The sequence below is a fragment of the Rothia nasimurium genome (assembly GCF_035916755.1).
Classification (GTDB): domain Bacteria; phylum Actinomycetota; class Actinomycetes; order Actinomycetales; family Micrococcaceae; genus Rothia.
In genome coordinates, this window is record NZ_JAYWIX010000001.1 from 329241 (window position 1) to 353549 (window position 24309).

The 24309-nt window shown below is 60.5% G+C and carries 21 protein-coding genes; 10 read left to right on the forward strand and 11 right to left on the reverse strand.

Going from position 1 to position 24309, the window contains the following annotated elements; translation table 11 throughout:
• The first annotated feature begins 84 nt into the window (after nucleotides 1-84).
• Together tpiA and secG are read left to right on the forward strand one after the other, a co-directional pair.
• Nucleotides 85-861, forward strand: a complete 777-nt coding sequence (tpiA, locus tag VSX42_RS01410; RefSeq protein WP_185172977.1) for a triose-phosphate isomerase — start codon at nucleotides 85-87, stop codon at nucleotides 859-861.
• A 74-nt stretch (nucleotides 862-935) separates the two neighbouring features.
• A complete protein-coding gene (gene secG / locus VSX42_RS01415; RefSeq protein ID WP_237209349.1) occupies nucleotides 936-1193 on the forward strand; it encodes a preprotein translocase subunit SecG in 258 nt (85 codons plus the stop codon).
• Between the two features lie 72 nt (nucleotides 1194-1265).
• On the opposite strand, the gene pgl is transcribed toward secG, so the two are convergent.
• The 5 genes from pgl to tkt form a co-directional block, all read right to left on the reverse strand.
• Nucleotides 1266-2039 carry a 6-phosphogluconolactonase gene (pgl, locus tag VSX42_RS01420; RefSeq protein ID WP_326502633.1) on the reverse strand — a complete coding sequence of 258 codons (774 nt, stop codon included), beginning with the start codon at nucleotides 2037-2039 and terminating at the stop codon, nucleotides 1266-1268.
• Nucleotides 2032-3015, reverse strand: coding sequence for a glucose-6-phosphate dehydrogenase assembly protein OpcA (locus tag VSX42_RS01425; RefSeq protein WP_185172974.1), 984 nt, complete (start codon nucleotides 3013-3015; stop codon nucleotides 2032-2034). Before VSX42_RS01425 ends, pgl begins: the two co-directional genes overlap by 8 nt.
• Nucleotides 3012-4547: a glucose-6-phosphate dehydrogenase gene (gene zwf / locus VSX42_RS01430; RefSeq protein WP_326502634.1), complete on the reverse strand. Its 1536-nt coding sequence runs from the start codon at nucleotides 4545-4547 to the stop codon at nucleotides 3012-3014. Before zwf ends, VSX42_RS01425 begins: the two co-directional genes overlap by 4 nt.
• A gap of 187 nt (nucleotides 4548-4734) precedes the next feature.
• A complete protein-coding gene (tal, locus tag VSX42_RS01435) occupies nucleotides 4735-5841 on the reverse strand; it encodes a transaldolase (protein ID WP_326502635.1) in 1107 nt (368 codons plus the stop codon).
• A gap of 26 nt (nucleotides 5842-5867) precedes the next feature.
• Nucleotides 5868-7979 (reverse strand): transketolase, encoded by a 2112-nt coding sequence (tkt, locus tag VSX42_RS01440; RefSeq protein WP_326502636.1) that lies wholly within the window; start codon nucleotides 7977-7979, stop codon nucleotides 5868-5870.
• Nucleotides 7980-8454: 475 nt separating this feature from the next.
• Here tkt and VSX42_RS01445 point away from each other — a divergent pair, with 475 nt between their 5' ends.
• Nucleotides 8455-9414 (forward strand): heme o synthase, encoded by a 960-nt coding sequence (locus tag VSX42_RS01445; protein ID WP_418950753.1) that lies wholly within the window; start codon nucleotides 8455-8457, stop codon nucleotides 9412-9414.
• 89 nt (nucleotides 9415-9503) lie between these two features.
• On the opposite strand, the gene VSX42_RS01450 is transcribed toward VSX42_RS01445, so the two are convergent.
• The 4 genes from VSX42_RS01450 to VSX42_RS01465 all read right to left on the reverse strand — a co-directional run bounded on the left by VSX42_RS01450 (nucleotide 9504) and on the right by VSX42_RS01465 (nucleotide 13660).
• Complete coding sequence (locus tag VSX42_RS01450; RefSeq protein WP_326502637.1) at nucleotides 9504-10415, reverse strand: hypothetical protein; 912 nt, start codon at nucleotides 10413-10415, stop codon at nucleotides 9504-9506.
• Nucleotides 10416-10641: 226 nt separating this feature from the next.
• Complete coding sequence (locus VSX42_RS01455; protein ID WP_326502638.1) at nucleotides 10642-11820, reverse strand: cytochrome oxidase assembly protein; 1179 nt, start codon at nucleotides 11818-11820, stop codon at nucleotides 10642-10644.
• Between the two features lie 41 nt (nucleotides 11821-11861).
• Nucleotides 11862-12629, reverse strand: coding sequence for an ABC transporter permease (locus tag VSX42_RS01460; protein WP_326502639.1), 768 nt, complete (start codon nucleotides 12627-12629; stop codon nucleotides 11862-11864).
• Nucleotides 12626-13660, reverse strand: a complete 1035-nt coding sequence (locus VSX42_RS01465) for an ABC transporter ATP-binding protein (RefSeq protein ID WP_326502640.1) — start codon at nucleotides 13658-13660, stop codon at nucleotides 12626-12628. Before VSX42_RS01465 ends, VSX42_RS01460 begins: the two co-directional genes overlap by 4 nt.
• Before the next feature lie 139 nt (nucleotides 13661-13799).
• Between VSX42_RS01465 and VSX42_RS01470 the strand changes: the two genes are divergently transcribed.
• The 7 genes from VSX42_RS01470 (at nucleotide 13800) to VSX42_RS01500 (ending at nucleotide 23617) form a co-directional block, all read left to right on the forward strand.
• Entirely contained in the window at nucleotides 13800-14558 is a 759-nt protein-coding gene (locus VSX42_RS01470; protein ID WP_326502641.1) for a helix-turn-helix transcriptional regulator, read from the forward strand.
• Nucleotides 14559-14657: 99 nt separating this feature from the next.
• A complete protein-coding gene (gene sufB / locus VSX42_RS01475) occupies nucleotides 14658-16115 on the forward strand; it encodes a Fe-S cluster assembly protein SufB (RefSeq protein ID WP_326502642.1) in 1458 nt (485 codons plus the stop codon).
• Nucleotides 16116-16118: 3 nt separating this feature from the next.
• Nucleotides 16119-17366 (forward strand): Fe-S cluster assembly protein SufD, encoded by a 1248-nt coding sequence (sufD, locus tag VSX42_RS01480; RefSeq protein WP_326502643.1) that lies wholly within the window; start codon nucleotides 16119-16121, stop codon nucleotides 17364-17366.
• Between the two features lie 29 nt (nucleotides 17367-17395).
• Nucleotides 17396-18154, forward strand: coding sequence for a Fe-S cluster assembly ATPase SufC (gene sufC, locus VSX42_RS01485; protein ID WP_135011738.1), 759 nt, complete (start codon nucleotides 17396-17398; stop codon nucleotides 18152-18154).
• A 27-nt stretch (nucleotides 18155-18181) separates the two neighbouring features.
• Nucleotides 18182-18511 (forward strand): metal-sulfur cluster assembly factor, encoded by a 330-nt coding sequence (locus VSX42_RS01490; protein WP_326502644.1) that lies wholly within the window; start codon nucleotides 18182-18184, stop codon nucleotides 18509-18511.
• Between the two features lie 493 nt (nucleotides 18512-19004).
• Nucleotides 19005-22187: a fibrinogen-like YCDxxxxGGGW domain-containing protein gene (locus VSX42_RS01495; protein ID WP_326502645.1), complete on the forward strand. Its 3183-nt coding sequence runs from the start codon at nucleotides 19005-19007 to the stop codon at nucleotides 22185-22187.
• Nucleotides 22188-22354: 167 nt separating this feature from the next.
• Nucleotides 22355-23617: an FAD-dependent oxidoreductase gene (locus VSX42_RS01500; protein WP_326502646.1), complete on the forward strand. Its 1263-nt coding sequence runs from the start codon at nucleotides 22355-22357 to the stop codon at nucleotides 23615-23617.
• A 157-nt stretch (nucleotides 23618-23774) separates the two neighbouring features.
• Here VSX42_RS01500 and VSX42_RS01505 read toward each other — a convergent pair whose 3' ends face one another.
• Together VSX42_RS01505 and VSX42_RS01510 are read right to left on the reverse strand one after the other, a co-directional pair.
• On the reverse strand, nucleotides 23775-24041 hold the full coding sequence (locus VSX42_RS01505) for a type II toxin-antitoxin system RelE/ParE family toxin (protein WP_326502647.1): 267 nt from the start codon (nucleotides 24039-24041) through the stop codon (nucleotides 23775-23777).
• Nucleotides 24038-24292: a type II toxin-antitoxin system Phd/YefM family antitoxin gene (locus VSX42_RS01510; protein ID WP_326502648.1), complete on the reverse strand. Its 255-nt coding sequence runs from the start codon at nucleotides 24290-24292 to the stop codon at nucleotides 24038-24040. Before VSX42_RS01510 ends, VSX42_RS01505 begins: the two co-directional genes overlap by 4 nt.
• Between the last annotated feature and the right edge of the window lie 17 nt (nucleotides 24293-24309).

A 24309-nucleotide genomic window follows, 5' to 3' on the forward strand; every position in this document is an offset into this window, starting at 1 on the left:
GCGGTTAACCCGCCAGCGGGCAGGACGGGCACACCCACCGCGTCCTGCCCACCCACCTCAAGATTTCGCGAAAGGAACGAGCCCATGACTCGCAAGCCCCTCATCGCAGGCAACTGGAAGATGAACATGGACCACACCGAAGGTGTGACCCTGCTCCAGAAACTGGCCTGGACCCTGGACGACACCAACTTCGACTACGACACTGCCGAAGTTGCCGTTTTCCCTCCCTTCACCGACATCCGCTCCGTACAGACCCTCGTTGACGGCGACAAGCTCAACATCGTCTACGGTGGCCAGGACCTCTCAGACCAGGACTCCGGCGCCTACACCGGCGATATCTCCGGCGTCTTCCTCAAGAAGCTCGGTGCAACCTACGTGCTGGTCGGTCACTCAGAGCGTCGCACCATCCACGGCGAAACCGACGCCGTCTGCGCCGCTAAGGTACAGGCTGCCTACCGCAACGAGCTCACCCCCGTACTCTGCGTCGGTGAAGGCCTCGACAAGCGCGAAGCCGGCGAGCACGTCGACTTCACCCTGGACCAGCTGCGCGGCTCCATCGAGGGCCTGACCGCAGAACAGGCTGAGACCCTGGTCGTAGCCTACGAACCCGTCTGGGCTATCGGTACCGGCAAGGTTGCAACCGCAGCTGACGCCCAGGAAATGAGCAAGGCTATCCGCGAGGAACTGACCAAGCTCTACTCCGCAGAGGTCGCCGATAAGGTTCGCGTACTCTACGGCGGTTCCGTCAAGGCAGCATCAGCCCCCGAGATCATGGCAGAGGCAGACGTCGACGGCGTACTGGTGGGCGGTGCATCCCTCGACGCCACCGAATTCGCTAACATCGCACGATACAAGGCCTAAAAAATACCCTAACTAGGGGTATAGTAGATTGGTGGCGCTTCGAAACGCCCTTCAACCCGACTGAAAGGTTCTGCGTGGAAACCCTCAAGATTATCCTGATGGTCCTGATCGCTATCGCGAGCATTCTTACCATCCTGCTGGTTCTACTGAACCGCGGTAAGGGCGGCGGCCTCTCAGATATGTTCGGTGGTGGCATGACCACCTCACTGAACTCTTCGGGCATGGCATCTAAAAACCTGATTCGCCTGACCGTTACAGTGATTCTGCTGTGGGTCTTTGCAATTATCGGTTACGCCCTGGTGATGCGTTTCTCTGAGGTTGCTGTTATCTAGGCTTACATCAAAAATTCCCGCCTACCGGTTCACCGGTAGGCGGGAATTTTTTTGTCTCTGAATCCCTGAACTCTAGGAAGCTGAGCCGAGGGCGTCCTCGGTTGCCAGAATCAGGGTTTCGAGCAGGCCGCGGGCTCCAGCTGCCGGGGTCTGGGTGAGGATCTCGGCGGTTAGCTGGGTTTCAGGCAGAGCGGACGCCGCCCGCAGACGGGCAGTTGCCTCGGCCTTGTCGCTCCCGGCAACCAGGAACCAGATGCGCTCTGAGTAGTTGATCACCGGCAGGGTCAGGCTTACGCGGGTGGGCGGGGGCTTGGGGGAGTTGTGCACCGCAAGGGTGGTGGCCTCAGCCTCTAGAATCTCGGCCCGGTCGGGGAAGAGGGAGGCGATATGGCCATCGGGCCCCATACCCAGTAGGGTCAGGTCAAAGAGGGGGGAGGCCTCACCCTCGGGGGCGTAGCGGGCTAGCTCAGCGGTGTAGGCTTCGGCCGCTGCCTCCGGGGTGTCAAAAACATCTGAGGCACCCATGACGTGCAGGTTCTCCTCCGGTAGTCCCAGGGAGGTGAGCCAGGCGTCCTTGGCCTGCTGTTCGTTGCGATCAGCGTGGCCGCGAGGTACAAAACGCTCGTCTGACCACCAGAAATGAACCTTAGACCAGTCCACGGTAGCGCTCAGCGGGCTTTCTGCAATACCCGCAAGCACCGCAATGCCCATAGTGCCACCGGTCAGCGAGAGGTGGGCAATACCGCGGGCAGCCACAGCGGTTGCAGCTACATTGATGATGCGGGTGGCACCTGCCAGCTGCAGCTGGGCCTTATCGAGGTGGGGAACGACGATAGGATTAGGCATCGTAGACCTCCGTATAGTCGGCGCCCTCATCGTGCACATCGTCTACGTTCACATCGACCACGATGTTGCCACTGGCGACAACAGACTTGAGCACCTCGCCGTAGACCTCATCGGGGTCAAGGCGACGCAGCTCTTCTGCCAGGCAGTCGGCCAGGGAGCGGGCCGGCAGGGAAATCTGCTGGTCGGGCACACCGGGGGAAGAAATGGTGGCAATGTTGCGACCGGGGCGGTGGATGATGATGGAGCCGTCTTCGCGTTCAAGTTCTACCTTGTAGAGGCCGCGCTGCACATCGGTGGTGCGCAGGTGCACCTCAGCGCCCAGGCGGTCACCCAGCCAGGCACCGAGCAGAACAACCGAGGGGCTCATGGACGAACCGGAGACCACCACGCGCTTGACGGGGGAGGGCTCGATCTGGTCGAAGACAGCAGCAATCTGAATACGCCAGAGGGTCAGGCGAATCCATGCCAGGTCGGTGTCGCCGTCCTTGTAGCTGGCAGCCAGCTTCTCTAGCACACCCAGGGGGGCATAGGCGCGGGCTGAATCGGTGATACGGCGCTGGGCAATCTTGCCGATAGAGTGCTCTGCGGGGTTCTCAGGAACCGAGTGGGGCCACCAGGCAACGATGGGGGAGTCAGGCAGTAGCAGCCCCGAAATCAGGGACTCGGTAGCAACCGCTGCCGAGCCGTACCCGCGCAGAATGATGAGCTCTGAAGCACCCGCGTCGCCGCCCACGTAAATGCGGGCATCAAGCCGATCGTCGGCGTCCTGACCGTAATCAATGTGGACGATAATGCGGGAAGGGTGCTCGTAGGAGGCCTTCAGGGCCGCCTCAACCGCTGTCTTTGAGTGGCCCTTCTCGGCCAGAATGACCAGGGTGAGCACACGAGAGGACGTGGTCGCCCCCTCCTCACTGCGCAGGCGGGAAAGCTCCTTGGCAACCTCGCCCACAGTGGTGTCTTTGAGTTTCTTCATCATGGGCGCCTCCAAGCACGGCCGTCGCGTTCCAGCATTTCGTGGGCAGAAGCCGGGCCCCACGAACCGGGGGCGTAGGCTTCGGGTTTGATTTTGTTTTCTTCCCAGTATTCTTCGAAGGGGTCAAGAATCTTCCAGGAGAGCTCAACCTCTTCGTGGCGGGGGAAGAGCGGGGGCTCACCGAGCAGCACATCGAGAATCAGACGCTCGTAGGCCTCGGGGGACTCTTCGGTGAAGGAGTGGGAGTAGCCAAAGTCCATGTTGACGTCGCGGATTTCCATCTGGGTGCCGGGCACCTTCGAGGCAAAGCGCAGGGTCATGCCCTCATCGGGCTGCACGCGAATCACAATCGCGTTCTGGCCGGAGCTATCGGCACTGCCGCCAAAGAGCAGGTTGGGAGCCTTCTTGAAGACCACAGCAATCTCGGTGACGCGGCGGCCCAGACGCTTACCCGCGCGCAGGTAGAAGGGCACGCCCGCCCAGCGGCGGGTGTTGATGTTCAGCTTGAGGGCGGCGAAAGTTTCGGTGCGGGAGTCGGCGGGAATGTCGTTCTCGTCAAAGAAGCCATTGACCTCTTCACCGCCCTGGTTGCCGGCAGCGTACTGGCCGATGGCAAAGGCTGAGGCAATATCATCGGGAATCTGGACTGCCTCAAGCACCTTGGCCTTCTCGGCGCGCAGGTGCTCGGCGTTGAAGCTGACGGGCTCTTCCATGGCAGTGAGTGCCAGCAGCTGCAGCAGGTGGTTCTGAATGACGTCGCGGGCAGCGCCCACGCCGTCGTAGTAGCCAGCGCGGGTACCGATGCCGATGTCTTCGGCCATGGTGATCTGCACGTGGTCGACGTTGGTGGCGTTCCACAGGGGCTCGAACATCTGGTTGGCAAAGCGCATGGCCAGAATATTCTGCACGGTTTCTTTGCCCAGGTAGTGGTCGATACGGAAGACCGAATCGGCGGGGAAGACCCGCTCAACAATGGCGTTGAGCTCGCGGGCGGTTTCGAGATTGTGGCCGAAAGGCTTTTCGATAACCACACGGCGCCAACCCTCGTGCTGGTTGTGGTTGGCCAGGTTGTGATCGGCTAGCTTCTGCAGTACCTGGTCGAAGTCTTTGGGCGGAATCGACAGGTAGAAGGCGTGGTTGCCGCGGGTGCCTCGGGTTTCGTCGAGCTCTGCCAGGGTTGCCTTGAGCTTTTCAAAGGACTCATCGGAGTCGAAGGTGCCGGTGACAAAGCGAATGCCGGCAGCGAACTGGTTCCAGACGTCCTCTCGGAAGGGGGTACGGGCGTGGGCTTCAACGTGCCCGCGCACCTCCTGCTGGAAGTCCTCGTGGCTCCACTCGCGGCGTCCGAAACCCACCAGGCCAAAGCTGGGCGGGAGCAGGCCGCGGTTAACCAGGTCGTAGACCGCGGGGAGTAGTTTCTTGCGCGCAAGGTCGCCGGTGACGCCGAAGAAGACCAGGGAGGACGGGCCTGCCACGCGGGTTAGTCTGCGGTCGCGCGGGTCGCGCAGGGGGTTTGAATCGTGAGTGTTGGCCACCGCCGTGAATCCTTCACAGGTTGGTTGGGGCGGCAGCTGCGAAAGGCGTGGGGGCTGCCGCGGTTCTCTTGTTCTAGTGTACTAGTGCCCACCGGGCCGGCAGGTGCTTGCCGCCGGGCTGGGGCGAGGTGAGCGGGTGCAGTGAGGGTGGGGGGGATAGGCCCCCCACCCTCAGCATGAAACGGTACTACTTGCTGTCAGCCAGTGCGGTGGTGACGGTATCGAGCAGTTCCTTCCAGGAGACCTCGAACTTCTCAACGCCTTCGGTTTCCAGCTTCTCAACCACGTCGTTGTAGGAGATACCTACAGCTTCGAGCTGGTTGAGGATCTCGGTGGATTCCTCGTAGGTGCCCTCGATAGCGTTACCAGCAACCTCTGCGTGGTCGAAGGTTGCGTTGAGGGTTGCCTCGGGCATGGTGTTGACGGTGCCGGGGGCTGCAATTTCGGTGACGTAGAGGGTGTCGGGGTAGGCAGGGTTCTTCACGCCGGTGGATGCCCAGAGCGGACGCTGGCGGTTGGCACCTGCGGCTTCCAGGCGGGCCCAGCGCTCGGAGGAGAAGGCCTGCTCGTAGACCTCGAAGGCCAGGCGGGCGTTAGCTACACCGGCCTTGCCGCGCAGGGCGAGGGCTTCGTCGGTGCCGATGGCCTCAAGGCGGGCGTCAATTTCGGTATCGACGCGGGAGACGAAGAAGGAGGCTACGGAGTGAATCTTTGAGAGGTCCTTGCCGTTTTCCAGTGCCTTTTCGAGGCCCAGCAGGTAGGCGTTGATGACGGCGCGGTAACGCTCCAGGGAGAAAATCAGGGTGACGTTGACCGAGATACCTTCGCCCAGGGCCTCAGCGATGGGCTCCAGGCCCTCTTCGGTGGCGGGAATCTTGATTATGACGTTCTCGCGGCCAACTGCTGAGTAGAGTTCCTTGGCCTGAGCTAGGGTCGCAGCTGATTCGCGGGCCAGCAGGGGAGAGACCTCGATGGAGACGCGGCCGTCAAAGCCCTGGGTTGCCTCGTAGATGGGGGCAAAGACATCGCAGGCGTCGCGCACATCGTCAATCATGGCAGCAAAGCCAGCTGCTTCTGCTTCGGCGCCCTCTGCTGCCAGCTTCTTCATCTGCTCGGCGTAGGCTGCGCCGTTCGACAGGGCGGCAGCGAAAATGGAGGGATTAGTGGTGACACCGACAACGTTCTTGGTGTCGATCAGTTCCTGCAGGTTACCGCTGGTGAGACGATCGCGGGAGAGGTCGTCGAGCCAGATGGAGACGCCTGCGTCAGAAAGCTTCTGGGTGGGGGTAGTCATAATGTTTTCCTTGAATTTTAGTTCGGTTAGCGGGCAGCAGCGATGGACTCGCGCGCCTTGGCAGCAACGTTCTCGGCGGTGAAGCCGTAGTCGGCGAAGAGTTCTTCGGCTGAGGCTGAGGCACCGTAGTGTTCCAGGGAAACGGCGCGGCCTGCTTCGCCCAGAATGTCCATCCAGGGCATGGCCAGACCGGCTTCAACGGTCACGCGGGCCTTGACGGCGGAGGGGATGACTGATTCGCGGTACTCGGCAGACTCGGCTGCGAACCACTCGCGGCAGGGCATGGAGACAACGCGGGCAGCGATGCCCTCTTCTGCCAGCTGGGTGCGGGCAGCTAGGGCAACCTCGACCTCAGAACCGGTGGCAATCAGGATGACGTCGGGGGTGCCTTCGGTATCAGCTAGTACGTAGCCGCCGCGGGCAGCGCCGTTAGCAGAAGCAAACTTCTCGCCCTCGGCGTCCGCGTGCAGGTCTTCACGAACCACGTTGGTCAGGTTCTGGCGGGAGAGCACCAGCCCGGCGGGGTGATCCTTGATGTCCAGGATCTTGCGCCAGGCGACGGCGGTTTCGTTGCCGTCGGCGGGGCGGACGACATCGAGGTTGGGGATCGCGCGCATAGCGGTCAGGTGTTCAACGGGTTGGTGGGTGGGGCCGTCCTCACCCAGACCGATGGAGTCGTGGGTCCAGACGAAGATGTTGGGCACACCCATCAGCGCTGCCAGGCGGACGGCTGGGCGCTGGTAGTCGGTGAAGACGAAGAAGGTGCCAGAGAAAGGACGGGTTGGTGAAGACAGCACGATACCGTTGGTGATAGCTGCGGCGGCATGCTCGCGAATACCGAAGTGCAGCACACGGCCGTAGGGGTGGCCGGTCCAGCTCTTGGTGGAACGGGACTCGGGGTTAAAGGACTTCTCGGTATCGATGGTGGTGTTATTGGACCCGGCCAGGTCAGCCGAACCGCCCCAGAGCTCGGGCAGAACCGGAGCGATTGCGTTGATGACCTTGCCTGATGCTGCACGGGTTGCGATGGAGGTGCCAGCCTCAAAGGTGGGCAGGGCCTCATCAAGCTCGGCAGGCAGCTCACCCGCAAGCAGGCGCTCGTAGAGCTTGGCCTGCTCGGGGTTGGCGGCAGCCCAGGCGTCGAAGGATTTCTGCCACTCGTCGCGCTCAGCTGCGCTGCGCTCAACCAGGGCGCGGGTGTGCTCAAGAATCTCGGGCTCTACCACGAAGTGCTGTTCGGGGTCGAAGCCCAGTGCCTTCTTGGTGGCTGCAACTTCGTCGGCACCCAGCTTGGAGCCGTGGATGCCACCGGTGTTCTGCTTGGTGGGGGCGGGGTAGCCGATGATGGTGCGCAGCTCGATGAAGGAGGGCTTATCGGTGACCTTGGTTGCTGCGACGATAGCGTCGTAGAGGGCCTCGACGTCTTCCTTGTAGTCGCCGCCAGCGGTCCAATCGACCTGGGCAACGTCCCAGCCGTAGGCCTCGTAGCGGGCTGCGACGTCCTCGGTGAAGGCTACATCGGTGTCATCTTCAATCGAGATGTGGTTGCGGTCGTAGATCACGACCAGGTTGCCCAGCTGCTGGTGGCCGGCCAGAGCGGACGCCTCGGCGGTCACGCCCTCCTGCACATCGCCCTCAGAAGCAATGGTGAAGACGGTGTGGTCAAAGGGGGAGGTGCCGGGGGCAGCTTCGGGGTCGAAGAGGCCGCGCATGCGGCGCTGGGCGTAGGCAAAGCCCACAGCGGACGCCAGACCCTGGCCCAGGGGGCCGGTAGTGATTTCGACACCCTTGGTATGGCCAAATTCGGGGTGGCCGGGAGTCAGGGCGCCCGCGGTGCGCAGGGCCTTAATGTCGTCAAGCTCCAGACCAAAACCACCCAGGAAGAGCTGGTTGTACAGGGTCAGTGAGGTGTGGCCGGGGGAGAGAATGAAGCGGTCACGGCCCTCCCAGCGGTCATCGCGGGGATCCTGACGCATGACCTTCTGGAAGAGCAGGTAGGCCACAGGAGCCAGGCTCATTGCGGTACCGGGGTGGCCCGAGCCAACCTTCTCAACGGCGTCCGCAGCAAGCACACGAGCGGTATCAACCGCGCGCTGGTCTTTCTCGGTCCATTCAAGCTTCTGATTCAGGTTAGGCATCAGCCGTCCTCTCTCAATCTGGCTACCCAGAAATATTCATCAAACTTATTCTTTTACCCGCCCACCGTCGCCCAGCGGGGCAAGCCCACACAAGCACACGGTAAAACCGGCAAAAGACGCTACTTCCAGGATAGTTCACCTGCGCATATGTGGGCTTGGTTTGCCTCTCAGCGGACACCCCCCAGTCAGGGGTGCGCTTAATCTATTAGCCAGGGGATAGGTAGGCGTTATACGATGTAATTTGACCAAAAGCTCTTTTGCCGTGCTCACAAACCGGCCAAGGTCGGCTAAAAGTGATGGGCACCACCAAAAAATCGGTGCGAGGGGCGCCCGGACGCGCAGACGGCGTCCGCCCCCAACACGCCGAAAACCGTCACCTGTTTCACATAGTGAATCACCCGGCGGGGAACCGAAGAGCTGCACACACAACAGTCAAGGGAAGTCAGCATACGTGAAGGGCCATGGCATCAACACCGTGATCGACCGTACCGAAGAAGGCCAGCAAACCCCAGCTGCGCCTGCACCCGGCCGCGTCTCCCTGGGCCGCAAAATTAGGGCCTACATTCACCTCACGAAGCCTCAAATTATCGAGCTGCTGCTGGTGACCACCGCGCCCACCATGATTTTTGCCGCCGGTGGCTTCCCCAACCTCTGGCTGGTGCTCCATACGATGATTGGCGGGTCACTTGCCGCCGGGGCGTCCTGTGCCTTCAACTGCTATATCGACCGCGAAGCTGATCGACTGATGAAGCGCACCGAGAAGCGTCCGCTGGTCACCGGTGATCTTACCGACCGGGAAGCCCTGGTCTTCGCCTGGGTACTGTCGGTCATCTCGATTATTTACCTCTACTTCCTGGTCAACCCGCTGGCTGCCGGTCTCGGTGTCGTCGCGATTTTCCTCTACGTTGTCTTCTACTCCCTGTGGCTGAAGAAGCGCACCAAGCAGAACATCGTCTGGGGTGGCCTGGCGGGCTGCATGCCGGTCTTTATCGCCTGGGCGGCTGTAGAGAACACCATTTCTTGGGCCGCTGTGGTGCTCTTTATGGTGATTTTTCTCTGGACGCCCCCGCACTACTGGCCCCTGTCGATGAAATACGCCGAAGACTACCGGGCCGCCGGCATTCCCATGCTGGGCGCGACCGACTCGGCCAAGAGCGTCTCGGTTCAGGTGGTGTTGTACGGCTGGGCCATGGTCATGTGCTCCCTGCTGCTCGTACCGTTGGGCGGCGCTGGTTGGGTGTACACCGCAACCGCTGTGCTGATTGGGGCCTGGTTCCTCTACCACTGCCACAAGCTGCACCGCCTGGCCCTGGCGGAGCAGGCAACCAGCCGAACCGCTATGGTGGTTTTCCACGGCTCAATCACCTACCTGACCGTGCTGTTTATTGCCCTGGCGGTCGACCCCTTCGTGGGTGGCCCGGTGCTCCCTCTCTAAGCCCCCTACCCAGGTAGGTACCATCTAAATAAGAAATACCCACGAACTAGGTGGGTATTTCTTATTTAGATGGTCTTTTCTCTCGGAGTCTAGCGGTCGAGGAGGTAACGGATCTCAGCTGCGATTTCTGCTCGACGCGTCATCAGATCCACCCATCGATACCGGCGAACAGTCCACCCCGAATTTTGGAGAAGAGATTCCCTCCGTCGTTCAGCCCATTCAGCCTTATGTCGCGGCCCGAAGTTCTCGTACTTCATCTCGCCATCAAATTCCAGGGCTATCCTGTAATCGGTGTAGGCTAAATCAACCCTGTATCGAAGCCCTCTCAGCGTTACCTCAACTTGCTCAGCGGGTGCTGGTAGGCCAGCCTCAATGAGAATAAGACGAAGAAGGGTTTCCCCCGGGCTCTCGGCAAAAGGACTCATAGCATTCATAACTCTGCGGCACTTTGATGATCCCCACCCAGTAACCTGAGAGAGCTCATGGGCAAGACCCTCAACGCTGGCTAACCCTTGATGAAGAGCGCTATCTGCAATCACAGTTGCCTCTTCAAATGGCAGGAATCGGGAACAATCTACAACCGTCTGAACTAAACCTGTCACTCTAAAACCGCCCACCAGCGTCCTGTGCTCTTCTATCGGCTTATAGGTGTAATGTTTGCGTGTTCCGGCTGCCCTGCCGCGAGAATCCGGTGGTCCAACGATATCCACTGCCGGTGGGGTCTTCGCTAGAGCTAATCCGTGTAGGCAGGCTGCTGCTGCGTGCGAGAACGTGGTAGTAGGGTCAGATATGTGCACAGCGGCAATATGTACCCGGTAGATTTCATGGGGTTTCAAGGAGCTCCACCAGGCAGTTGGGCAGTAGATGCCCTTTCTGATGCGGGTAAGTTGTTGGTCTGCCAGCCCTCGTCTGATGCTGTCATGGGTATAGCCCTGGTCTAGGAGTTGCTGGGTCGTACGTATCGTGGTGGTGTATTTATTCATCTTCATGACAATAGGCATAACCAAGGCCAAATCTTTTGGCTAGCGTTGGAGGTGATTGTGGATAAGGTTTGGGCACTGCCAATAGTGAGAATTCGGGAGGGAGGTACTCCGACTTACCTAAAATTGGTGCAGCTATGACGGCATTGTGAAGAGATCCCGGGGCCCTGTGGAAAAGACCATTTAAATCAGAAAAACCCACCTAGTTCGTGGGTTTTTCTGATTTAGATGGTACCTATCGAGGAGGCTATGGTGTTAGGACGCGCCCCGCCGCCTTCTCGCGCGCAGCGGGAGACGACAGCACCAGCTGCCGCTCAAACAGCGATGACGCGGCCAGAGCGAACACACCCGACCCGATCAGGTGCATCTCCACCAGCCAAATCGGCAGGCCGTTGAAGTACTGGGTGTAACCCACGATGGCCTGGTAGCCCAGCACCACCAGCACAAAGACCAAAGATTTGCCAAAGATAGGGGCCCAGCCCTTCTGCTTCCACAGCACAAAAAAGCCCAGCACCGATGCGCAGTAAATCCACACAAGAGAACCGTGCAGGCGGGTCACCCATACCGGGTTAAAAGCGTGGCGGTGGGTCTCGGCGTCACCGGCGTGCGGGCCGGTACCCGTCGTAACGGTGCCCATGAACATCAGTGCAACAACCAGCACCACGCCGACCCAACCGAGCATCCGCATGAGGTGGGCGGACGCGGGGGCGCCGGCGTCCGCGCCCCGAGCCGGGGCATGAGCTGGGGCAGCGGAGGGGACGAGCCCCTCGCGGGCAGCGGTGCCCTCGAAGTAGCGGTAGACGCGGTTGAGGTAGATACCGGCGATCATAATCATGAGTGCTGAGAGCATGTAGTGGGCGGTAATCATCCAGGGGTTGAGGCGCAGCCACACCGAAATACCACCGACCACAGCCTGCACCGGAATACCCCAAAGCAGCAGCAGAGTCAGGTTGAAGAGGTCAGAGTAGCGGGAGCGAGGGGCGACTAAGCCACGGGACTCCAACCGAGCACCGATACCTTGAGCACGGAAGTTCTCAAAGCGGCTGCCTACGAGCAGACCCCACATGAAGCTACCCAGAGTCACAGGCTCCGGGAACACCACTCGCAGCACTGCTAGGAAGGCGATGATGGTTACGGCGACCAGCACGAAGGTCAGCAGGCGGTTGCCGAATTCGACCATGCCGTGGATGCCCATTTCTGGGGTGGTAGTCCAGGAGCCGTCTGAGGTACAGCGGGGCCAGGCGTCGCAGCCCAGGCCGGAGCCGGTTAGGCGGACGACGCCTCCGGAGATAATCAGCACAATGTTGGCGAGGGCTACAGCCCAGGCGGTCTTTTTAATCCAGCGGGTGTAGTGGCGGGGGATAAGGTGTTCACCCAGGGTAGTTGGCTGGTAGGTTCCAGCGGTGGGTGTGTGTGGGGTCGGCATGGAGCGTTCCTTCACAAAGGTTGCGGATGGTCTGGGTCAGGCTAGGCTGACCATTTAAAGAATCGGGTGGCCAGGGCAGCAAAGAGAACGGTTGCCACCAGCAGGATGAGGTGGGGTAGAAGCAGGAAGCTCTGGTAGATGTAGTCCCCGCGCAGGGCGTTACCCAGGGCAGCTGAGGGGAGCAGGTCAATGATGGGGGATAGCCAGGTGGGGTAGCGGTCGGTGGGAATTAATATGCCACCGGCTGCTGCTAGAACTACCCACGCCATATTGACGATAGCCAGGGTCGCTTCGGCACGCACGGTCCCGGCAATGAGTAGCCCCAGGGAGGTAAAGCAGGCTGCCCCCAGTAAGAGGGTCGGCAGGGACATGAGGACGCCGGGCACGGTGGCCGTCCAGCCCAGCAGCTGACCGAGTGCCCCCACCAGCAGGTACTGAATCAGGAGCACCGAGAGTACCGCCAGCACTTTGCCCGCAATCAGGCCGCCCTTGCCCAGTGGGGTAGTAGATATGAAGCGTAGCACCCCGTAGCGGCGGTCGAAACCGGTGGCAATGCCCTGGCCCGAGAGCGCGGTGGAGAGTACGCAGAGGGCCAGTACGCCGGGTACAGCTATATCGACCCGGCTCACCCCGTAACGGGTAGCCCAGGGGTCGAGAAAACCGGTGTAGGCAAGTGCCAGCAGGCCCATGATGGGGAAGGCGATGTTCAGCATAAGCTGCTCGCCGTTTTTGAGCATGGCGATGGTTTCGAACTTGCCCTGGGCTAGCACGCGGGTGAGGGCCGGTGCTGCTGTTGAGGTGGTGCTCATCGGATATCACTGCCTGATAGTTCGAGGAAGACGTCTTCTAGGGTGCGGTTGGTCAGGGAGAACTCGCCGGGCATGATGCCCTGGGCGGCCCAGTAGGCGGTGAGATTTGCCAGATGCTGGGGGGCGAGAGGACCGCTCAACCGGTAGTGCCCTTCGGAGCTTTCAACCAGTTGGAGAGGGGAATCTGCCTGCGGCCAGATTGCTTCACGAGTAATGCCGGTCGGTGCGGTAAAGGTGAGGCAGCGGGTGTCGTCCTGCCCGCTGGCTAGCACCTGAGCCATGGTTCCGGCCAGTACGACCCTGCCGTGCTCAATCATGTAGACGTAGTCGGCGATGCGCTGGGCGTCATCGAGCAGGTGGGTGGTGAGTACAACGGCTACGCCGGCGTCGCGCTGTTCGCGGATAATGTCGAAAACGACGCTGCGGGATTGCGGGTCGAGCCCGGCGGTGGGCTCGTCAAGAAAGAGAATCTCGGGCCGCCCAATGATAGCCGCAGCCAGCGCAACGCGCTGCTTTTGCCCGCCTGAGAGCCTGCGGATGGTGGTCCCGTTAAAGGAATCAATGCCGAGCCGGGCTGCTAGGGCATCAACGTCGAGGGGGGTGGTGTACATGCGGGCGATGTGCCGCAGCAGAGGAAGCGGACGGACGGACGGGGGGAGGCCGCCGTCCTGCAGCATAATGCCCACGCGGGCACGCAGCTCAGGGGAGGCTCCCCAGGGAGTATGACCGAGTAGGGAGACGCTACCGCCGGTGGGCTTGAGTAGCCCCTGAGCGCAGGCTAGGGTGGTGGTTTTTCCGGCCCCGTTAGCTCCTAGCAGAACCGTTACCTGCCCCGCTTCAATGGTGAGGGAGAGGTGGTCTACCGCTCGTTTGAGCCCCTCGCTGGTGAGGGCTTCGGGGTGCTTGCGTGCGAAGTCCTTGGAGGGGGTAAAGTCCTTGACCAGGTTGTTAATGATGAGAGCGGCGGACGCGGGTGCGTCAGATGCGCTCTCACGTGGGCTAAGGCTGGGGGGCAGATGGTGTGTCGTCACCCGTCTATTCTAGCCCTTTCGTTTCGGCTCTGGGCGGACACCTACCGCTGTACTGCCTTAAATAGGTTGGCCTTACTAGCTTAAGGTTCCACAATTACGACATACTTTATTTGTGTATTCCGCAGAGAAAGGCAGAACTGTGTCCACTAAAACTGCCCGCCCTGCAGAAACAGAGGAACGCACGCGCGACCGCGTGCTCCAGGGAGTTCTCACTCACGGCCCTGTTTCTGCGGCCAAACTGGGTGAACTGCTCAGCCTCACCCCGGCAGCCGTCCGCCGCCACCTCGACGCGCTTGAAAAGAACAACCTCATCGAGGTTGCCTCCCACCGCCAGCACGGTGCCGGAGCCGGCCGTCCCGCCCGCCGCTATGTCATCGCCCCGCAGGGCCACAGCGAACTGGGCAACGACTACCTCGACATCGCCCGCGACGCCCTCACCATGCTGAAGGACGCCGTCGGTGAAGACGCCCTGCGCCAGTTCGCCTCAGCCCGCGCCCACGATATGGCAGAGCGCTACCGCCCCATCGTCGAAGCAGCGGGCGATGACGTCTCAGCCCGCGCCGAAGCGCTGGCAGAAGCAATGACTCGCGACGGCTTCGTCGCCACCGCCAACGAGATGGCCCCGGCTGTTGGTATGAGGTCTAAGCTGCCAGATAACCTGCTTGCCTCTATTCAGCTCTGCCAGGGCCACTGCCCCGTGCGAGACCTCGCCGAAGACTTCTCCGTCTTTTGCGACCAGGAAACCGAAATCATCTCCGAACTTCTCGGGGTCGATGTGCGCAGACTCTCCACCATGGCAGGTGGCGCCCACGTCTGCACCACCCACATCCCGTTGGGCCGCCCACCGGCGTCCGCCCCGCTAAACTCCGAAGAAACCGCAGGCGACACAGCCCCCTAAAACTTTCCACCGGCAGGGCATGCCCAGCAGATCCTGCCACTGAGAAGAAGAATTCACCGACTTACCTCGGTGAAAACCAACCCACCAAGAAAGGCCGTAATGACTGAACAGGTTGAGCGCACTGCCAACAACACCGTCATTTCAGAAATTCTGGAGGCAAACCCCGAACTCGAAGGTATCGGTACCTACGAGTACGGCTGGGCTGACTCCGATGAAGCAGGCCAGGCTGCAAAGCGTGGTCTTGACGAAGATGTCGTACGCGACATTTCAGCCAAGAAGAACGAACCCGAATGGATGCTGGACCTTCGTCTGAAGGCCCTCAAGTTCTTCGACCGCAAGCCCATGCCCGCCTGGGGTGCAGACCTCTCGGACATCGACTTCGACAACATCAAGTACTTCGTCCGCTCCACCGAGCGCCAGGCAGAAACCTGGGAAGAACTGCCCGAAGACATCCGCAACACCTACGAGAAGCTGGGCATTCCCGAAGCTGAACGTAACCGCCTGGTCGCCGGCGTTGCCGCCCAGTACGAGTCAGAGGTCGTCTACCACCAGATCCGCGAGGACCTCGAAGCCCAGGGCGTTATCTTCCTGGACACCGACACCGCCCTCAAGGAACACCCCGAATTCTTCGAGGAATACTTCGGCTCCGTCATCCCCGCCGGTGACAACAAGTTCGCAGCCCTGAACACCGCCGTATGGTCAGGTGGCTCCTTCGTCTACGTGCCCCCGGGTGTTCACGTAGAGATCCCCCTGCAGGCCTACTTCCGTATTAACACCGAGAACATGGGCCAGTTCGAGCGTACCCTCATCATCGCTGACGAGGGATCCTACGTTCACTACATCGAAGGCTGCACCGCCCCCATCTACAAGACCGACTCATTGCACTCAGCAGTCGTTGAAATCGTGGTCAAGAAGAACGCCCGCGTTCGCTACACCACCATTCAGAACTGGTCGAACAACGTCTACAACCTGGTGACCAAGCGCGCCATCGCCCACGAGGGTGCCACCATGGAATGGATCGACGGCAACATCGGCTCCAAGGTCACCCAGAAGTACCCCGCTGTTTACATGGTCGGTGAGCACGCCAAGGGTGAAACCCTCTCCATCGCTTTCGCAGGCGAGGGCCAGCACCAGGACACCGGTTCCAAGATGGTCCACATCGCCCCCAACACCTCATCCACCATCGTGTCCAAGTCTGTGGCTCGTAACGGTGGCCGTGCCGCCTACCGTGGCCTGGTCCAGGTGCGCGAAGGTGCTTCCCACGCTAAGAGCTCGGTGGTCTGTGACGCCCTGCTGGTCGACACCATCTCCCGCTCAGATACCTACCCCTACGTAGATATCCGCGAGGACGACGTCACCATGGGCCACGAGGCAACCGTCTCCCGCGTCTCAGAAGAACAGCTCTTCTACCTGCAGCAGCGCGGCCTGCCCGAAGACGAAGCTATGGCCATGATTGTGCGCGGCTTCGTGGAGCCCATCGCCCGCGAGCTGCCCATGGAATACGCGCTTGAACTTAACCGCCTGATCGAACTCCAGATGGAAGGATCCGTAGGCTAAATTATGGCTAACGCAGAAAACCAGGGTCACAACAACCCCGCGATTCCCGGTATGGACCAGGAAGGTGAGAAGCTTGCAACCGAGCTGGCCACCGACGACACCATCCGCGTCTCAAAGCACAACACCGACAAGGTCGAGATTGACGTCTCCCGCGCCGAGCGTAAGACCTCCTACAAGGTTGAAGACTTCGCAGCTCTCACCGGCCGTGAAGAAGACTGGCGTTTCACCCCGCTCAAGCGTCTGGGCGGTCTGCACACCGATGAACTCACCGGTGCTGCCCCCGCCGTAGAGGTCAACGCGCCTGCTGGCGTCCAGGTCGAGACTATCGCCCGCGACGACGCCCGCATTGGCTCCGCCGGTATTCCCGAGGACCGCGTAGCGGCCAACGCCTGGAGCACCTTCTCCGAGGCAACCGCCATTACCGTTCCCGCCGAAGCTGAACTGGAAGGCCAAATTGAGGTTGCTATCAACGGCACCCATAAGGACGCCGCAGCCCAGCACCTCTTCATCGAGACCAAGCCCTTCTCCAAGGCCGTTGTTGTGCTGCGCCACACTGGCTCAGCCGTGCTCTCCCAGAACGTTGAATTCAAGGTGGGGGACTCGTCCTCTCTGACCGTCATCACCGTTCAGCAGTGGGAGGACGACGCAATTCACGCCTCAGCCCAGTACGCTGCTCTGGGGCGTGACGCCAAGTTCAAGCACGTCAACATCTCCCTCGGTGGTGACCTGGTGCGCGTCACCCCCTCCACCAAGTTCACCGCCCCCGGCGCTGAAACCGAGATGTACGGCCTCTACTTTGTCGATGCCGGCCAGCACATTGAGAACCGTCTCTTCGTCGCTCACACCGAACCCAACTGCAAGTCCCGCGTCACCTACAAGGGTGCCCTGCAGGGCAAGGGAGCACACTCGGTATGGGTAGGCGATGTGCTCATCGGTAAGGACGCAGAAGGCACCGACACCTACGAGCTCAACCGCAACCTGATTCTCGAAGACGGCCCCCGCGCTGACTCCGTGCCAAACCTGGAAATCGAAACCGGCCTCATCGAGGGCGCCGGCCACGCATCCACTACCGGTCAGCTCGACGAGCAGCACCTCTGGTACCTGCAGGCCCGCGGTATTCCCGAGGCTGAAGCCCGCCGCCTGGTCGTCCGTGGCTTCCTCAACGAGATTATTCAGCAGATCCGTATCCCCGAGCTCGAAGAACAGCTCACCGATGCCCTCGAAGCTGAACTCGCGATTTCCAACAACTAAAGCTTTACCTTTTACAGGAGAAACAAACTATGGCAACCCTTGAAATCAAGGACCTCCACGTCTCCGTTATTCTGGACGACGAAAACACCAAGCCCATCCTCAAGGGCGTCAACCTCACCATCAACTCGGGTGAAATCCACGCCATCATGGGCCCCAACGGCTCCGGTAAGTCCACTCTGGCTTCTACCATCGCTGGCCACCCCAAGTACCAGATTGACTCCGGCGAGATCTTGCTTGACGGCGAAGATGTTACTGAGATGTCCGTCGACGAGCGCGCCCGCGCCGGCCTCTTCCTGGCTATGCAGTACCCCGTCGAAATCCCCGGCGTCACCATGAGCAACTTCCTGCGCTCAGCCAAGACCGCTGTTGACGGCGAAGCTCCCGCCCTGCGCACCTGGACCAAGGACGTCAAGGCAGCCATGGAGAACCTCTCCATCGACCCCGCCTTCATCTCCCGTAACGTCAACGAAGGCTTCTCCGGCGGCGAAAAGAAGCGCCACGAGATTCTGCAGCTAGAACTGCTCAAGCCCAAGTTCGGTATTCTCGATGAGACCGACTCCGGCCTGGACGTCGACGCTCTCAAGGTCGTTTCTGAGGGCGTCAACCGAGCCCACCAGGCCAATGACATGGGCGTTATGCTGATTACCCACTACACCCGCATCCTGCGCTACATCAAGCCCCAGTTCGTTCACGTTTTCGTGGATGGCAAGATGGTAGACCAGGGCGGCTCCGAGCTCGCTGACCGTCTTGAAGAAGAGGGCTACGAGCGCTACCTGGCTGCTAAGTAGTAGCGGCTGAACTGAAAGGTGACTGCTATGTCAGATGCCCCCGCTGGTGCCCCCAGCCAAGAGGCCATTGAAGAGGCTCTCATGAACGTGATTGACCCCGAACTGGGAGTCAACATCGTTGATTTGGGTCTGCTCTACGGTATGCGCTGGAATGACGAAGGCGCCCTCGTGCTCGACATGACCCTGACCACCGCCGCCTGCCCCCTGCAGGACGTCATCGAGGAACAGGTTCAGCAGAACCTGGAAACCATGATTGACGAGTGGCACGTGAACTGGGTCTGGATGCCTCCGTGGGGCCCCGAGCGCATCACCGAGGACGGCCGCGACCAGATGCGCGCCCTCGGCTTCAACATCTAGCCAACGCGGTTAACATGTGAGGACGCCTCCCCGCACTTTTCTTGCCTTTTGGCAGGGGAGCGCGGGGTGGCGTCCCTATCTTTGCGCCCTGTGTTTTTAATAACTTTTGCCATCCGGCTGTATTGGCAAAGCTGGTGTATCTCAGAAGTGATCTGCTGAAATCATGTGGGAAGGCGGCCCCGATAACGGTGGTTTCGCCGGTATCGACTACGTCGTGAGCTAATTCCGTCACTAAGCTCAATAGCCCGTGGCAGGGTCCGTGTCTAAAACAACATGAGGCACGGAACTCTTTCACGGGCTTCTTATATGTTCCTCAATCGGTTTCACCAGGGCATACACTCATATCCTGTGTAGCTTGTGGGCCGGTTGGTGGCTCTTATCCCCAGCAATGACCACACATCGCAGTAGGCGGGGTGGGCACAGAAAACCCTAAGCTAGATACACACCTTGCACCGCCGAACAACCGGCGGGCTACTCGCACACTAGGGAATACATGGAACATAAAGACACTTCGGCGCGCCCGTCGAAGCGCGCTACAGCGCGCGATTTTTGGGCTGCTACTCGCACCCAGCTCAAAGCCCCCTTCGCGCTCAAAAAGCCCAACCTGGCCACCAAGGCCGGGGTGGGCGTCCTCGCCCTGACAACCGCCGTGACCATACTCCCTGGCGCAACTGCCTCGGATACCTACACCCCCGACGGTAAAACCAGCGAAACCGCAGCTGCAAGCTGCTGGGAAGCCAAGCAAACCGACCCCGCTGCTACTAGCGGCACCTACTGGCTCTGGACCCCAGAGATGGCAGCCCCCGAACAGTTCTACTGCGACCAGGAAACTGACGGCGGAGGCTGGGTCATGATCGGCCGCGGCCGCGACGGCTGGGAAGAAAATTACAACGGTAAGGGTAAGGCCTCCCAGCTCTACACCAACCCAGATGGCACCGATGCCTTCACCCCCGTACAGCTGCCCTCCACCACGATTGATGCCCTCATCGGTGAACAGAAAGTATCAGACCTCAAAGAGGGCTTCCGCATCCGCCGCGCAGCCAACGCTGACGGCACCAAGTGGCAGAACGTCACTGTAACCCGCTCAAACGCAACAGACTGGACCTGGGCTCTCTCTGGTACCCAGGCCTGGCGCGATGTCAAGTTCCGCGGCGATTCACCGACTGTCACTGCCTCTTACCGAGACTTTTCCTCGTTGACGGGTCAGATGATGAAGCCGATACTCTCCATGTACCAGGTCAACTTCCTGGGCACCAGCGAGCAGGGCTGGCGTATGGGCTTTGCTTATGGCCCCATTGCCCGTGGCTCCGATAACGCCACCACCCACCTCTGGTCCAAGACCGGCGCTAGCCCCCTGCCCTTCTCCCAGGTCTTCCTGCGCCCCAAGCTGACACAAGCAGATCTCAACCTCGCCGACTACGCTGACGCAGGCGCGTCCGCATCCACCCGCCGCGCCCTGCCCAACTCCTACTCCGCCAAGGTCACCTGGCGCACCAGCGACACCACCGGCACCGGCAACCTGGGCGAACTCAACACCTACGTGCAGGCTATCACCCAGGTCGGTAACACCGTCTTCACCGGCGGCGACTTCGCCTGGGTAGAAAACGCTGCCACCGGAGAGAAGGTACAGCAGAAGTTCCTGGCAGGTTACGACGTTACTACCGGCGAGCTTGTGCGCACCTTCATGCCCACCTTCAACGGTCAGATTAAGGCCCTTGAAGCCCTGCCCAACGGCACCCTGGCTGTAGGCGGCGAGTTCACCGAGGTCAACGGCGAAAAGGTTGCTGGCCTGGTCATTCTTAACCCCGTCACCGGTGAGATCGACCGCACCTACAACTTCGGTATCGAAAACCGAGGGGCAGGTTCCATCACCAGCGCCCGCACCCTCGATGTGCAGGGTGACTACCTCTACGTGGGTGGTGCCTTCTCCCACGTGGTCAACACCGAAACCGGTGCCACCGGCTACTCTCGTAACGCCGGCCGCTTCAGCTTTAGCCAGAACGGGCCGGACGGTAGCTGGCGCCCCTACCTCAACGGCACCGTCAACGGCCTCTCAGCCTCAGATGACGGTGCAACCGTCGCTGCCGCAGGCTACTTCTCAGAGGTCAACGGCACCAAGACCTGGAAGCTGGCCCAGCTGAACACCACCGAGGGCAACATTGCCAAGGCATGGACCTGGGAGCCCTCCTTCCCGACCATCCAGCGCCAGGGCTACCAGAACGACGTTGAGGACGCCGGTGCTACCGTCTGGGCAGCCGGTTCAGAGCACATCATCCACCAGTACGCCAAGAACACCATGAGCCGCCTCTACTCAGCGATCACCATCGAGGGCGGCGACTTCCAGGACCTCTACGAAGACCAGAACAACAAGGTCATCTACGGCGCCTGCCACTGCGGCAACTACATCTACGAAGGTTCTGGCACCTGGCTACAGCCCTGGACCAACAAGGGCTTCTTCAACCTGCAGTCCATCCGCCTCTCAGCAGCCTTTGACGCTGAAACCGGCCGCGTCATCGGCGAATTCGCCCCCAACCTGCGCGGCCCGCGCGGCGACGGTGTGTGGGAGCAGTTCGTCGACTCAACCGGTACCCTCTGGCTAGGTGGCGACATCAACCGCTCCCAGGGTGCTAACGGCATACAGCAGACCGTGGGCTTTGCCCGCTTCGCCCCGCGAGATGTGACCGCCCCCGCCGCTCCGCGCTCGCTTGCTGTGAGCACCGACGGTGCCACTGACGTCCTGACCTGGCCCTCAGCCGGTCGTAACGTGATCTACCAGGTGCTACGTGATAACCGTGTCATCGCAACCACCACCGACACCACCTACTCGGTAGCCCACACCGATGATGCCCGCTACTTCGTGCGGTCAGCGGACGCCGCAGGCAACTTCTCTGCCTCAACCCCCGTTGCGCTGGCCCAGCAGGCCCAGCAGCCGGTCGCCCCGGTTGAACTGACTGCCCAGCCCACCGCCGAGGCGACCGCTGAGCCCACTCCGACTGCTGAGGCGAGCGCAGAGCCGACCACCGAGGCGCCCGCCCCGGTTGAGCCTCCGGTCGTTGAAGAACCCGCTCCCGCTGAGCCCGAGCGCCTTGCTGAGGCTCCTGCTAACGGTACCGTCATCAACAATCCCGCTCCCATCGAGCCGTTTGCGGTTCCGGTAGAAAACTCTGAGCCGGTTCTGGCATCGGGTGACGAGTGGAAGATTGCCTTCGGTCTGAAAGCCTGGCAGGGCCTGGACTCCACCTGGCGCGCCACCGACTACAAGTACGACACCGCCAAGTGGTACACCACCTACTCCTCTGTGGGCTGGGGTGAGCCGCGTGTGGCGACCATGTACCAGTTCTCGTCCACCAACCAGCCGGTATCGATGATGCTACGCAAGGAGCTCGACCTGAACCTGGCAGCGGGTCAGAAACTGGTGCTCACCACCTACGTGGATGATGGCATGATGATCTGGGTCAACGGCAAGGAGTACACCCGCCAGAACCTGATTTGGGGTGCCCTGCCCACCTACACCGCCACCCGCGCTGTGGACTTCGGCGCTGCCCGCACCACCCCGCTGGTCATTGAGATTCCCGCCTCTGACCTCAAGCAGGGTAAGAACTCCATTGCGGTGATGGTCAACTCCAACACCAAGGGCGCAGCCACCACCTTCGACATGATTGGTGAGGTGCGATAGCGCAGGTTTAAAACCGAGCTAGCCCCTGAAAACTCCCCGTCCCTAGATGTTCAGCCTCTGGTGCGGGGAGTTTTTTTCTGCGCGAAATTGCTGGGCAGGTGCCCGGGGCGGACGTCTGCCGGGAGTAAAGTAGGCAGGGTAAACCCCTAAGAAACTACAGAGGAGTCATGATGGAACAGCTCACCGTCGATGTGCTGGTACTGGGCTTTGGTAAGGCCGGGAAAACGATTGCCATGAAGCGGGCAGCTGCCGGCGATAGGGTAGCGCTGGTAGAACAAGACCCGGCCATGTACGGCGGTACCTGCATCAATATTGGTTGTGTGCCCACTAAGTTCCTGCTGGAGCAGACCCACTTGCACCGGGAATTTACTGAGGCCCGCGATGCCCGCAATACTTTCATCGACCGCCTGAACGCCGCTAACCAGAAGATGGTGGAAGGCAAGGGCGTGCTGCTTCTAGACGGCGCTGCCCGGTTCCTTGATTCTTCTACTGTTCAAGTGGGGGAGCAGGTGCAGATGAGCGCCTCGACCATCATTATTAACACCGGGGCCAGCTCGGGTGTTGAGGTGGGCGGACGCGTGCACGACTCCACCAGCATCCAGCAGCTAGAGCACCCCCCGGCGTCTCTGGCCATTATTGGCGGCGGGCCGATTGGTCTTGAGTTCGCCACTATGTTCTCTGGCTTCGGCAGCCGGGTGACCATGTACAAGGGCGAGGGGGAATTCCTGCCCGCCCTCGACCGGCACATCGCCCAGGCGGTGCGCGAGCACCTGGAGAACCAGGGCATTACAATCGTTGATCAGCGTATCTCAGTGGAGCAGGCTACCGAGCAGCTTGACGATGAGGCTATTCTGGTGGCGACCGGACGCCGTCCTGTGGTTGTCGGGCTTAACCTTGAGGCTGCCGGGGTTGAGCACACAGAGAAGGGCATCACGGTTGATGAGCACTGCCGCACCAGCGTGGAGGGTATCTACGCGGTCGGGGACGTAACCGGCGCACCCCAGTTCACCTACGCGTCCTATGATGACCACCGCATTGTGCTCTCACACCGCTGGGGCGATGGCTCCCGAACCCGTACCGGCCGTCTGCTGCCCACCACGACCTTTATTGATCCGCCGCTCTCAACTGTAGGGCTCACCGCTGAGGCCGCTGGTGCCCACCACGAGATTGAGGTGCGCGAGTCAAAAATCGCTGACCTGGCGATTGTGCCCCGCCCCAAGATCATGGGTCGGCCAGAGGGTATCGCCCAGTTTGTACTCGATAAGGAGAGCAACCAGATTCTGGGTGCTACTCTCTGGTGCATTGACTCCCAGGAGCTAATCAATACGGTAGCCCTGGCCATGACCCAGAAGATTCCGGCTACTGCGGTTGGTGAGGGCATCTATACCCACCCCTCGACCTCCGAGGTGTTCAACGCGCTGCTGGCTTAGGTGAGCGAGCGTGCACCGACCATGCGCACGCTCAGCGATATGGTGCACGCTCGGTTAGGGTCTCCTATGGGCCATGTAGTTTTCCATAAAGGTCTCTTATCCTTCAATCAGCCAAAATAGTTATTGGTTGGTATAGCGAGCTGGGTGAGTCCGTTTTCTATTTTTTATAGACTTCTCGCTGGTGACCGATTGTTAGAACCAAGATGATGAGTCGTCCTTCTTCGACAGTGTAGATTACCCTGTAGTTGCCAACTCTAAGTCTGAGTTCGCCGTCTCCTCCAACTATTTTCTTGATCCCTGGTGGGTAGGGGTTTGAGGTAAGCTCTTGGATTTTCTTGGCAATGCGGGTCTGATCGTTTCTATTGATTTTGCGCAGTTCTTTTGCCGCAGAAGGTTTGAAGGTAACTGAGTAGTTAGCTGTCATGAGAGCTTAATGCCGAGCTCATCCATGAGCTGGTCAAAGGGGATTTCGTCTGCTTCTTGGCGGGCTTGACGAGCTTTAGCAGCATCAAGTTTGTCTTCGAGTGCTTCGAGTGCTTGATCGAAAAAGACTGGGGAGACAAGGACAGCTCGGCGGCGGCCTCTGCTTTCGATAGCAACGGGCTCTCGCTGTACTTCATCAAAGTAGTGGCCGAGGTTCTGGCGAAATTCTGCTGTTCCGGTAGTTGTTGTCATGTACTAAATGTACATTA